Origin of the sequence: Pseudoalteromonas sp. UBA6610, from assembly GCF_002433295.1 — a bacterium.
In the GTDB taxonomy this organism is placed as follows: Bacteria; Pseudomonadota; Gammaproteobacteria; order Enterobacterales; family Alteromonadaceae; genus Pseudoalteromonas; species Pseudoalteromonas atlantica.
Genome location: NZ_DJHW01000006.1, coordinates 21,294 through 33,120, shown reverse-complemented (window position 1 = coordinate 33,120; position 11,827 = coordinate 21,294). Strand labels below are relative to the sequence as shown.

Sequence of the window (11,827 nt, the reverse complement as noted above, 5' to 3'; positions counted from 1 at the left end):
GTTTGGTTATGCATGTAACGAAACAGAAGTACTAATGCCTGCGCCAATTACTTACTCACACCGTTTAGTACAGCGCCAAGCGCAAGTACGTAAAAGCGGCGAGCTTAACTGGTTACGCCCAGATGCAAAATCTCAAGTAACTTTTGCATACGAAAACGGCAAGCCAGTAGGTATTGATGCAGTTGTGCTTTCTACTCAGCACGCTGAAGAAATTTCGCAAAATGACTTAGTAGAAGCCGTGATGGAAACCATCATTAAGCCGGTACTTCCTGCAGAGCTTATTACTAGCGCGACTAAATTTTTCATTAACCCAACGGGTCGCTTTGTAATTGGCGGACCTATGGGCGACTGTGGTTTAACAGGTCGTAAAATCATCGTAGATACATACGGTGGTATGGCACGTCACGGTGGTGGTGCTTTCTCAGGTAAAGATCCATCAAAAGTTGACCGCTCAGCTGCATACGCTGCACGTTACGTAGCTAAAAACGTAGTGGCTGCAGGCCTTGCTGATAAGTGTGAGCTACAAGTATCTTACGCAATTGGTGTAGCAGAGCCTACCTCTATCAGCGTTGAAACCTTTGGTACAAGCAAGCTTGAAGAAGGTCGTTTAATTGAGCTTATTCGTGAGCACTTTGACCTACGCCCTTACGGCTTAATTCAAATGCTTGATTTAGAGCGCCCAATTTACCAACCAACAGCGGCATACGGTCACTTTGGTCGTGACGAATTCCCATGGGAACGTACAGATAAAGCAGACGCACTTCGCGCAGCTGCTGGCCTTTAAGCCAAAATGCATTAAATAATAAACGGCCCTTTTAAGGGCCGTTTTTATATCTAAAGCAAAGGCTAATTATGCGCTTTATATCAATTGCATTAATTTAGTTGTTTATCATAGCACCCAAAAAATAGTGCAATAACAAAGGAATTTACGGCGTACAGTTATTTTATATAAATAATTTTAACGCAGTCAGTGCGCTATTTAATACGCTAAACTAATCGTGTTTTGAATTAAATTGGTATTAGCTAGCCCTCGAATTTCGTACGGTTTTAGGTATATACTCTTTGCATAATAAAAGCTTAAGGGATAAGTAAATGGCCAATAATTTTCGCGTTATGTTTGTAGGACTCGCCGAGGGCACTGAGGCTAAAACGGCCTGCGTAAATTTAGCAAGTAAGCTAAAAACGTCTGAAGATAAAGTAACTCAGTTTTTTAATGGCAAAGCACTCTTTGCACCTAGCAATAAAGACAAAGCCTTAAAGCAGGCCAAATTACTGGCAAGCCTAGGCATTAAAAGTAAGTTACAAGCCACAGGTGAGCTACTCACTCAAAGCCCTAGCGCAGCTAATCAGCGGGATGAACGGATTTTTGATGCCCTTGATTACATAACGAGCAGCCTGATCCGCCTAGAAGAAAAACTAGAAGAGCTAGAACAAAGACTTCCAAGCAATGAGCTAAAAAGCCCTACAGACGAAAGCGATGAGTGGCAAGAAGATGATCTTATGCTTGACGAGCAGCTCGATGAACCTGTTAAAACGCGTAGCAATACTTTGTTATATTCACTGATTGCCACTGCCGTTTTACTACTTATTGTGCTTGCTGTTTACTTAGCTTTTCCTGATTTAGTGTCTATTTAATCAAAGGTGCGTAATTACAATGAGCAATAAACGTACACACATACGCCAATCTATTCGCCAATTACGCAATAATCTATCAAAAAAACAGCAAGAAAAAGCCGCGACACAGTTAAAGTTGAATTTTACTCAACAGCTAAATAGCGATAAAACAGTCTCAAAAAAACATATAGCCATTTACTTTAGTAACGATGGGGAGTTAGATACCTCATTGTTAATTAATGAGTTATGGAAACAAGGCCATACCCTTTACTTACCCGTTATACACCCATTTAATGGGGCTACTTTGCTGTTTCAACGCTATGAAAAAAACTCACCCATGAGGGCAAATCGCTATGGTATCTTGGAGCCTAAGCTGAACTGCTCTCAAATATGCCCATTAACTGATTTAGATTACTTACTGATGCCACTTGTAGCATTTGATAATCAAGGTAACAGATTAGGAATGGGGGGTGGATTTTACGATAAAACACTGGCGCAATTACACGCTTACAATTGGCAAAAACCGCAACTTATAGGCTTAGCACATAGCTGCCAAAAAGTAGATGCACTGCCAATTGAATCGTGGGATGTTCCACTTAAAACCATTATTACTCCCGATAAAATTTATCACTGGTAATAAACACCCACTACACATTTGAAATATGAGCATAACAATGACGCAAGACGAATTAAAAAAAGCAGCTGCGTGGGCTGCACTCGAGTTTGTAAAAGAAAACACCATTGTTGGTGTGGGGACAGGCTCTACCGTAAATCATTTTATTGATGCCCTAGGCACAGTAAAAGACACCATAACGGGTGCGGTATCTAGCTCTGAGGCTTCAACAGCGCGTTTACACGCATTAGGTATTGAAGTGTTTGAGCTAAACGATGTAGATGCTCTTGATGTATACGTAGACGGCGCAGATGAAATTAATGCCCAAAACGAAATGATCAAAGGCGGCGGCGCAGCACTTACCCGCGAAAAAATAGTCGCAGCCGTTGCAAAACAATTTGTCTGTATTGTTGATGACACAAAATTAGTAGATACATTGGGCGATTTTCCGCTTCCGGTAGAAGTTATACCCATGGCACGCAGCTACGTAGCGCGTGAATTATTAAAACTTGGTGGCGACCCTGTGTACCGCCAAGGCGTAGTAACCGATAACGGTAACGTTATTTTAGATGTACACAATTTAAGTATTAGTAATGCCAAACAACTTGAAACACAAATTAATTCAATTGTTGGCGTAGTTACCAACGGCCTATTTGCGATGCGCGGCGCTGATAAAGTGATTATCGGCACTAAAAATGGGCCACAAATTAAATAGGATGAGGTTATGAGTAAGGTATCGTTAGCAAAAGACAAAATTAAAATTCTCTTGCTTGAAGGTGTTCACCAAAGCGCAGTAGAAACGCTTAAACGTAATGGTTACAGCAACATCGACTACGTAAAAACATCGCTACCTGAGGACGAACTTAAAGAGCGTATTAAAGATGTGCACTTTGTAGGGCTTCGTTCTCGTACTCATATTAACCAAGCAGTTTTAGACTCAGCTGAAAAGCTAGTAGCCATTGGTTGTTTTTGTATTGGTACTAACCAAGTTGACTTAAACTCAGCTCGCGAGCGCGGTATTGCAGTATTTAATGCACCGTTTTCAAACACTCGTTCAGTGGCTGAACTTGTACTTGGCGAAATACTATTACTATTACGTGGTATTCCAGAGCGTAATGCAGCAGCGCACCGTGGCGGCTGGTTAAAAACAGCAACTGGCTCGTTTGAAGCGCGCGGTAAAACGCTCGGGATTATTGGTTACGGCCACATAGGTACACAGCTTGGTATTATGGCTGAAAACATAGGTATGAACGTAGAGTATTACGACATTGAAGATAAGCTCTCTTTAGGTAATGCAACACAAATTCATAACCTAACACAGCTTTTACAGCGCGCTGATATTATTAGTTTACACGTACCAGAAACACCGCAAACTAAAAACCTAATTGGCACAGCAGAACTTGCCGTAATGAAGCAAGGATCAATACTAATTAACGCTTCACGCGGTACTGTAGTGGATATTGATGCACTTGCCGAAGCACTTAGCGAGAAAAAGCTAAGCGGCGCAGCTATTGATGTATTCCCTGTTGAGCCAAAATCTAACGAAGAAGAATTTGTATCGCCACTGCGTGAATTCGACAACGTTATTTTAACGCCGCACATTGGTGGCTCTACCCAAGAAGCGCAAGAAAACATTGGTATTGAAGTAGCCGGTAAATTAGCTAAATACTCAGATAATGGTTCAACTATTACAGCGGTTAACTTCCCTGAGGTTTCGCTTCCAGAGCTTGCTAACCGTAGCCGCTTATTGCACGTACACCACAACCGCCCTGGCGTACTTACACAAATTAACCAAGCGTTTGCCCAGCACGGTATTAACATTGCCGCTCAATACTTACAAACTGATGAATCAATTGGTTATGTAGTTATTGACGTAGATACCGATCAGTCAGAAGTTGCACTTAAAGAGCTAAGCGCAGTAGAAGGTACAATTAGAGCGCGTATTCTTCACTAAAAGATGAAGTGTAAAAAATAATTAAATAAACACCGTGTTTAAAATAAATACGGTGTTTTTTATTTTAAAGCTAACTTAACTTTAAGCTCTCATTTCAACGCATTTACCTAGGTGCCCATTATAAACCTTGAGTAGCTCCTTGCTTAAACAGTTTCAAGTTTTCATAGCCACTTATACTTTCACAGCTGATGCTATCCTCGCATTTACCTCCTTTAATACGACTCGATACGGCGGTTCGCATACTAGGCATATTTTTTATATTAGTGATAAAATTACCCATTGTTTGCTTTTCTCTAACAACGGTTATACGCTCAATATCTTTATTTTCAGGCTCTCTTGGTAAATCAATGCCTAAAGCGGCAAGCTTTAGTTTTGCCCTTGGGTCTTTTATAGCCGCCTTTTTATAATGCTTAATTGCTTTTTCTTTATTGGATTGACCTAAAATTGCTGATTCATACACTTTAGCTAGTAAAAAATTTGCCCTCACATAGCCCTTATTTGCTGCCAGTTCTAGCTTTTCTTTTGCTTCTAAAGCATCATCTTTTGTCGGGTTATTAGTTAGCATATATGCTGCAATATAATAATTTGCTTTTGGTAACTTTTTAGCGGCATGTCGTAAGTTTGTAAAGCCAAGGCTTTTATTAACTTCACCACCTTGGCCTTCAATCATCATTATGCCAAGTTTAAACTGGCTATTAGGCAGCCCCCAACGAGCGGCTTCATAAAAGTACCTTCTTGCTTTTTTTAAATCTTGCTCTACACCATAACCATTATAATAAAAAGTGCCCAACATCTCTTGAGCAAGTGGGATCTGTTGACGTGAGTATCGCTTTAGTTTTTTAAACTCTTCCTTACATTTTTCTGAAGAGCATGACTCCACCTTGATATTGTGCTCAAAATTAGTTTTTGCTGATAAGGCAGGCGAAAGCGATAAGATTATTACTTGGGTAAGAATTAAAAATAAGCGCATAATTAGGTCCATTTCCGTATGTATAACTAATACACTAGCCAAACAGAGACTAAAAAACAAGCAGTTCAACCAATGAAAAAGCATTTAAAAACAGATTATTATATTGCATAAAAAAGCGTGAGATATACCCACGCTCTAACAACTTTATTGTTTGCAGCCAACCATATAGGCAACTACAAAGCTAAAACGACTTTACTCGCCTTTAACTTCTAAATTAACAAATTTAACTAGCTCTTCAGGCTGGCCAGCTAACATCATTATTTGCTGGTTTACTTCCATCATGGTTTTACCTTCAGGCAATTTTGCCGATATGCTTAATGAGTTTAAACCTTTGGCAAAATCAGTCAGCGCCTGTGCTATTTCTTCAGTTACGGGAGCTTGCTGTAACTGTTGCTGTAGCGTCATTTGCATTTGCTCAAGCGTCATTCCTTGTTTTTCAAGCTCGCTCACAAATAGCTCTTTTAATTTGCCTTGGTTATTAAGTACTAAATTAATATTTCGTGGCTCAAGCTTACTCATAGCTTGCATAACTAAGGTTTGCTGTTGTAACTCTTGCTCGTACGTAAGCGGCGTGTCACCTGCTTCTTGCTGTGCTTTGCTTATCGCAAGGGATGCGTCCATTAATGCTTTAGAATTGGCAAGGCCTACATCCATATTAAAACTAGCAATATCTTTTGCATCAAGCTTTAAAACTACGTCGCTGTCGCCAGATTGTTCATCGTAATCGAGCGATGAGCTTAAGTCGTAACTTGCAGAGGCAAGCATTTCGTTTGTATCAGCAGGTAGTTTTGCTACAAAGTCTTTATCGAACTGAAAGCTTTTTACTATAAACGATGTATGTGGCGATATTTTATCGGTTTCGTAACCGGTTACTTCAATACTTTGAATATGCGCTACGTTATCACCTTCAGGGCTAATTACTTCCATGTTAGTAATTTCAACACTTTTAGAAATAACACTTGCCGATAAACCCGCGTATTTAAATGTTGCACCGGTTTGATCGCTCACTAAAGCAAGCTGCTTGTCTACTTCGGTACGTACTTCTTGAGTTGCTACATAGTTTGCGTAGCTAACACCGCCTACGCCAGCTGCAACAACGGCTATGGCTATTACGAGTTTTTTCATGCTATTTCCTTATTCTGATCTGTATATAAATTGTGTATGCTCAAGAGTAACATTGCACAGCAGCAGCTGTAAGCGTTAATTAATTAAACTCAGTAACTCGTGCACGGTTTTTACTGGCGTAATTTTAGCCCCTAGTCCTTCCATCGATTTATGGTAATTACGAAACGGAATAAATATTTCAGTAAACCCATGCTGTGCCGCTTCTTTAACCCGTGGTACACCGCTGTCGATTGGGCGCACATCGCCGTTTAAACTAAGCTCTCCCATAATGCAGGTTGTACGCGGTACAACAAACTCGTTTAAGCTGCTTAAAAGCGCGGTTACTAACGCTAAATCAATACAGGTTTCGGTTTCATCGATTCGTAAGCCGCCCACAATATTAAAAAACGTATCGTGAAATATTTTAGTTTTGGTGTGTTTGCGTAAAATACCAGTGAGCATTTTTATTCGGTTCATGTTTAAACCCACGCACACACGCTGCGGAAATTCGGCTTCGGTTTCGGTGGTTAAACATTGAATTTCGAGCAATAAATTACGGTTACCTTTTCGGATACACGTAATAGTAGAGCCTGGTGATTCAGTACTTGATCCCGATAAAAAAATCTCGCTGGGGTTATCAACACTTAGCATGCCGCGTTCGCACATTTTAAAAATGCCTACGGTATCAATATCACCAAAACGGTTTTTATTAGCTCTAAGCGTACGTACTTGTCCATCATTCGTGTCAATATGCAATAAGGCATCCACTATATGCACTAATGTTTGCGGCCCTGCAATTTCGTTGTTTTTATTAACATGGGCAATAATAAACATAGTGACATCGTTTTGCTTACAATACTGAGTAAGCGCTTGCGCGGCACTTTTTACTTGCGAAGGCGAACCAGGGCTGCCATTTGCAGTGTCGGTTACAACAGCTTGAATAGAGTCGATAACAGCAAACTTAATTTTATTTTTATCAAGCTCTTCAATAATGGTTTCTACGCTAGTTTCAGAAAGTAAATAAAGCTCATCGGCGTTATAGTTAAGCTTTAAGCGGTTTACACGGTTTTTAAACTGCGACAACGACTCCTCAGCAGTACAGTAAAGTGATGGCATACGCTGCGACATTCTGGCTACTAAATCAGATAATAGCGTTGTTTTACCCGCCCCTGGGTCGCCCGATATAATATTAACCGAGCCCGTAGTTACGCCGCCGCTTAGTACACGGTCAAGCTCGCCTATTTCTGTTAGCTGCTTTTCGGCCTCGGTGGTGGCTACATCATCAATTTTTTTAGAGCCGCCACCAATGCCACCTGCATAACCACCAACGGTTGCTCGCGCAGCGGCTTTTTTACTTTGCCCTGCAGAGGGTTTAAATTCTGCCAACGTGTTCCACGCACCACAGCGACACTGACCTTGCCAACGTTGGTAGTTCATACCGCACTCAGTACAAACAAATTCTACTTTTGCCGCCTTAGCCATTTATAACCTTACCTACTATTCTTTAATTTAAAATGCATACATTTAGGTGTTTATTTTATCATGGGGAGAACGACATAGCAGCGCTACATTGCTAAAGCCAATCAAGGATCTATATTAGAAACAAACACATGTAATTTTCTCTTTTACTTTAAGTTAGGGCATACTTATTGCTTTTAAATACTTTAAAGTAACTTGCCAACAAATTGGCATTTAACACATAATAACAAGAGTTAAACTGTACTTACACGAAAAATCGTACCTATATTAATAACATAGCACGATGTTACGTTTATTGAATTTTTCAAATAAATGGACTTTACAGTATACCTACTTTTCAATTAGACGGTGACGATTTATAAATGGCTGAAGACATACTGCTCAAACACGAAGACCTCGTAAATGAGCTAAAAACCTATTTAGGTAACGCAAAGTTCGACCTAATTTTCAAATCTAAAACGGCAGGTTTAACAAAGCCTGAGCAGTTTTTAATGAAAATGGAAATGTCGCGCCTATCTCAGCCAGTTGCCCGTTTTGTTGACCTGCGAGGCTTAGTAACAGGCCAAGTTCGCCCGTATGAGCACAATGGTAAACAACACTTTATGGATGACACCGCCATAGAAGTATTTGAGGCAGCCTTAAAACAACACGGCGGCTATACTTTAGCGGTATACGAAGCGGTAATGAATACCGAAAACAACCATCGCGTATTACAAAAACAAGCACAAGAGCAAAGTGATACACAAGTTGAAAACGACACTCTGACTACCAGCGTAATAAAATTTGCCTCTTATGAAAGCCGCTCTGAGGAGCGAATGAACTACTCGATTAAAGTTAAAATTGAGTACAACGATAAGAAAAACATTGCCGCGAGTACCTCAGATATCTCTTTGAGTGGTTGTAAAATTAAGCTTCCTACCCGCCAAATTATAAAAAAAGGGCAGCTAATTGCCATGCGGCTAGTAGGGCTTGAGCAAGATTTTGAGCTAGGCCTTAAAAATGGCATTCAATATGAAGTAGTTGCAGTTGAAAACATATCTCGTGAATACAACCACATTCGTTTAAAGCGTACTTTTATAGAAAAAAATGAAGCGTTCGATAATTTTTTAGATAGCTTTATAAACGGTAATAAACGCCGCTATAAAGTGAACTTAGATAACACCCTAGATGCTGTTGTTTCAAAGGGTTATGAGCAATATTATATTCCGCGCGTTACCTCTTTATACGTGTTTATAAGTAAAAAAGGCGAACAAATTGTTCCTAGTTTAAGCCTAACCACTGAAAATAATATTTTTATTCAGCGCTATTTTACTGATGAACGAAAAGTGCCCTGCTTATATAGCATTTTAAATAATCAACGAATTAGTCAAATGCTTACCCAAGTAAACGCAGTAAAAGAAGATTACTTATATACGTTTACTCATGTTTCTGCAGGAAAAATTTATTACTACTCAGCCACGCGTACAGAGCTTAATAACAACCCTAAACTAAGAAACCTGTTTTTAGGGTTTGGTAGCCAAAAAGACAGTTGGCAATGCTTTAAGTTACAAGTTATGCCAAGCCACCCTGATGATTCGTTTATTCCATTATCGTTGCCTAATTCGGCGGGTAAAAACATAGAAAAGCTAAATAAGCCACCTTCTCCAAGAGTGGCAGGCCTTATAAAAGATGTAAAATACATTGCGGTTTTAACCGCCATTGGCAACAGTGAAGAACAAGCGCATTATAAGAAGCAGCCCTACGATAAGGCGTTAGTTAACCAGCTTAAACATTTTGGCCACGCTAAGCATAATAAGCCTCCTTATTTAGATATTGTGCCACTAGAGTATGTAAATTTACGCTCTCACAAACGTTACTTATATAAAACACCTGCCGAGCTTACGTTTGAGGATAAGCAGTATCAGGCTCATACTCGGGATTTTTCGGTTATGGGCTTGCAATTAGAGTCAGCCTCGCCGGTTAGCTTTAAAAAAGGCGATATTGTTTTACTGTCTTTCCCCGATTTACAAAAAATAACTAAAAAGCATAATTTAAGTGAGCTTAAATACGAAGTGATGGCAATTAGTAAGTCGTTAACGACCATTAATTTAAAAGCCAACAGAGTTGCTGACTTACCACATGCAGGGGTTAACTTTTTTACCCAATTAATTCAAAGTAATAAAGATAAATTAAAAGTGTCTGAAGAAGCCCCTAAAATAGAAGGCCTTTCTACCGCACTGAGAAATATGGTGACCAAAAGTGTGTGCCAATTCCCGCTTTATTTACATAAAGAAGCAAGCCACTTTATTCCAGGTGCCATAGGTTTTGGTTTATATGCCAGCCCAATTCACGTGATTTTACAAAATTTTGGCTTATTAAATAATAAAACTGACCTAAGCCATATTTTAACGCAGCAACAAATTATTGATGTGATCACCCCAAGCATTAAAGATCGTAGCCGACAAGACCCGCCTTTGCCGTTTACACTCGCAATTAATTTTGACCCTAAACAAGATAACATTGAAAAGGCTGTGACGAGCCAATGCGTACTAGGGGAAAGCTATTCAAGCTTTAGTGAGCAAATTAGCGCAGGCGTTAAATCTGAGCTGGTATTTGTTATGCGCTTGTACTTATCGCGAACGGGTCGCCCAGATACAGACTACCTATCAAACGAACTTAAATATGTAAGCCAATATGCAATGCACAAAGCAAAAGACATAGAAGAAGCGCTGTGGGCAGTATCTGGGGTGGGTGATATTGTAGATATAACCGACGAAGCGCTTAGCCATTTAGAGTTAGATCAAAAGCAGGTCGCTCAAATGGGCCGCAGAAAGCTGCTGTGGTTAAACCGCTTGCGCTAAGCGGCTTAAATACCAATCGACTTAAAAGTTTATAGCGTGCTAAATAAAGCGTTAGCGGCGTTATAAATTTCTCATGTAGAACAACTACATGTCGAAATTTATGCCTTGTTATCACGCTATTTATCTGTCGCTATAAATGTCTAAATAACTTAACCCGATTGGTATAACTTATTTTGGTGGATATTCTCAGGTTACTTATTTAAGGGAATAGCCAACATATACAACAATTGCAGTAATGAACCCTGACATATAGCCGCTTGAGCTTGCTCCACCACTTTTGGTTTACCGTGTACGGCAACGCCTAATCCTGCTTTTTCCATCATGAGCAAATCGTTTGCACCATCGCCAATGGCTACCGTTTGCGTATTTGCTAAGCCCAGCTTTTGCTGCAGTGTTTCTAAAACAACCGCTTTTTGCTGCGCATCAACAATGGCACCAGAGACTTTTCCTGTGAGTTTATCGTTTGCAAATTCAAGCACATTAGCATGTACCTCATCTAAATTAATCAGCTGCTGCACACGCTCGGCAAAGGGTACAAACCCGCCTGACGCTATAGCAAGATACCAATTATGCTGCTTTAATATTTGGCATAATGCTTTAATACCTGGCATTAATGGTAGGGTGTTTTTTAAGTCTTCAATTAAACTTTGCTCTATGCCGGCTAACTTTGCTACACGCTGATTTAAACTTTCGCTAAAATCTAGTTTGCCTGCCATTGCAAGCGCGGTCACAGAAGCCACATCGTTATATACATCTGCTAAACGTGCAATTTCATCAATGCACTCTATGGTGATGGCGGTAGAGTCCATATCCATAACCAGCAGCCCTGGCTCATATAGGTTAGGTGGCGTTGTAACTTGCACTAGCTGAAAATCAAGCGTGTTTGCAAACTCTCTTAGCGCAAGCGGGTTAATTTTTTGCTCCGCCTCTGGGCTATAAAAACACAGAGCTGGGGCTAACCCTAAGTCGGGCTGATATTGACATACAGCGCTTACTTTAAGCGCGTGCGTTTTTAAAAAGTCGATAATACTCGTTACATGCTTTAGTTCAAAATCGCCCGCAAACGCAATACTAAATAACCCAACGGTTTTATCTGGTATTGTTTGAGCAGGAGTAAAACTCCCTTCTTCGTAATCAAACCATGTGTTTAGCGTTAAAGAATGTAATGCTTGCTCAGCAGCTGGCTGTGCCATGTTCATTTGCGACATGGGTTCTCCGTGTTTGTTATTTATTTTTCTAATTTGGCGTATCAA

The 11,827-nt window shown here is 40.1% G+C and carries 10 protein-coding genes; 6 read left to right on the top strand and 4 right to left on the bottom strand.

The window, feature by feature from the left end; all coding sequences use genetic code 11:
• From metK to serA, 5 genes are all read left to right on the top strand, one after another.
• Positions 1-784 (top strand): methionine adenosyltransferase (gene metK / locus B4F91_RS00975; RefSeq protein WP_288635329.1); only part of this gene is annotated, 784 nt, incomplete at its 5' end.
• Between the two features lie 308 nt (positions 785-1,092).
• Positions 1,093-1,635: a hypothetical protein gene (locus B4F91_RS00970; protein WP_286939133.1), complete on the top strand. Its 543-nt coding sequence runs from the start codon at positions 1,093-1,095 to the stop codon at positions 1,633-1,635.
• Between the two features lie 19 nt (positions 1,636-1,654).
• A complete protein-coding gene (locus B4F91_RS00965) occupies positions 1,655-2,251 on the top strand; it encodes a 5-formyltetrahydrofolate cyclo-ligase (RefSeq protein ID WP_029774275.1) in 597 nt (198 codons plus the stop codon).
• Between the two features lie 37 nt (positions 2,252-2,288).
• Positions 2,289-2,942, top strand: a complete 654-nt coding sequence (rpiA, locus tag B4F91_RS00960; RefSeq protein WP_004586165.1) for a ribose-5-phosphate isomerase RpiA — start codon at positions 2,289-2,291, stop codon at positions 2,940-2,942.
• Positions 2,943-2,951: 9 nt separating this feature from the next.
• Positions 2,952-4,181: a phosphoglycerate dehydrogenase gene (serA, locus tag B4F91_RS00955; RefSeq protein WP_004586164.1), complete on the top strand. Its 1,230-nt coding sequence runs from the start codon at positions 2,952-2,954 to the stop codon at positions 4,179-4,181.
• Between the two features lie 118 nt (positions 4,182-4,299).
• On the opposite strand, the gene B4F91_RS00950 is transcribed toward serA, so the two are convergent.
• The 3 genes from B4F91_RS00950 to radA form a co-directional block, all read right to left on the bottom strand.
• The gene (locus B4F91_RS00950; RefSeq protein WP_121637871.1) at positions 4,300-5,151 is read right to left on the bottom strand and encodes a tetratricopeptide repeat protein; all 852 of its coding nucleotides are present in this window, start codon (positions 5,149-5,151) and stop codon (positions 4,300-4,302) included.
• Between the two features lie 192 nt (positions 5,152-5,343).
• Complete coding sequence (locus B4F91_RS00945; RefSeq protein ID WP_286939131.1) at positions 5,344-6,276, bottom strand: hypothetical protein; 933 nt, start codon at positions 6,274-6,276, stop codon at positions 5,344-5,346.
• Positions 6,277-6,351: 75 nt separating this feature from the next.
• Positions 6,352-7,737, bottom strand: coding sequence for a DNA repair protein RadA (gene radA / locus B4F91_RS00940; RefSeq protein WP_004586161.1), 1,386 nt, complete (start codon positions 7,735-7,737; stop codon positions 6,352-6,354).
• Positions 7,738-8,096: 359 nt separating this feature from the next.
• On the opposite strand from radA, the gene B4F91_RS00935 reads away from it, so the two are divergent.
• Complete coding sequence (locus B4F91_RS00935) at positions 8,097-10,574, top strand: PilZ domain-containing protein (protein WP_286938623.1); 2,478 nt, start codon at positions 8,097-8,099, stop codon at positions 10,572-10,574.
• A 191-nt stretch (positions 10,575-10,765) separates the two neighbouring features.
• Here the strand turns inward: B4F91_RS00935 and serB are convergent, their stop codons facing one another.
• Complete coding sequence (gene serB / locus B4F91_RS00930) at positions 10,766-11,782, bottom strand: phosphoserine phosphatase SerB (protein ID WP_288635328.1); 1,017 nt, start codon at positions 11,780-11,782, stop codon at positions 10,766-10,768.
• Positions 11,783-11,827: the final 45 nt, after the last annotated feature.

Bases quoted from the DNA above. Each gene is read 5' to 3' on its own strand.
- rpiA (WP_004586165.1), top strand. From the start codon at position 2,289: ATGACGCAAGACGAATTAAAAAAAGCAGCTGCGTGGGCTGCACTCGAG.
- B4F91_RS00935 (WP_286938623.1), top strand. From the start codon at position 8,097: ATGGCTGAAGACATACTGCTCAAACACGAAGACCTCGTAAATGAGCTA.
- serA (WP_004586164.1), top strand. From the start codon at position 2,952: ATGAGTAAGGTATCGTTAGCAAAAGACAAAATTAAAATTCTCTTGCTT.
- B4F91_RS00950 (WP_121637871.1), bottom strand. From the start codon at position 5,151: ATGCGCTTATTTTTAATTCTTACCCAAGTAATAATCTTATCGCTTTCG.
- B4F91_RS00965 (WP_029774275.1), top strand. From the start codon at position 1,655: ATGAGCAATAAACGTACACACATACGCCAATCTATTCGCCAATTACGC.
- serB (WP_288635328.1), bottom strand. From the start codon at position 11,782: ATGTCGCAAATGAACATGGCACAGCCAGCTGCTGAGCAAGCATTACAT.
- radA (WP_004586161.1), bottom strand. From the start codon at position 7,737: ATGGCTAAGGCGGCAAAAGTAGAATTTGTTTGTACTGAGTGCGGTATG.
- B4F91_RS00970 (WP_286939133.1), top strand. From the start codon at position 1,093: ATGGCCAATAATTTTCGCGTTATGTTTGTAGGACTCGCCGAGGGCACT.
- B4F91_RS00945 (WP_286939131.1), bottom strand. From the start codon at position 6,276: ATGAAAAAACTCGTAATAGCCATAGCCGTTGTTGCAGCTGGCGTAGGC.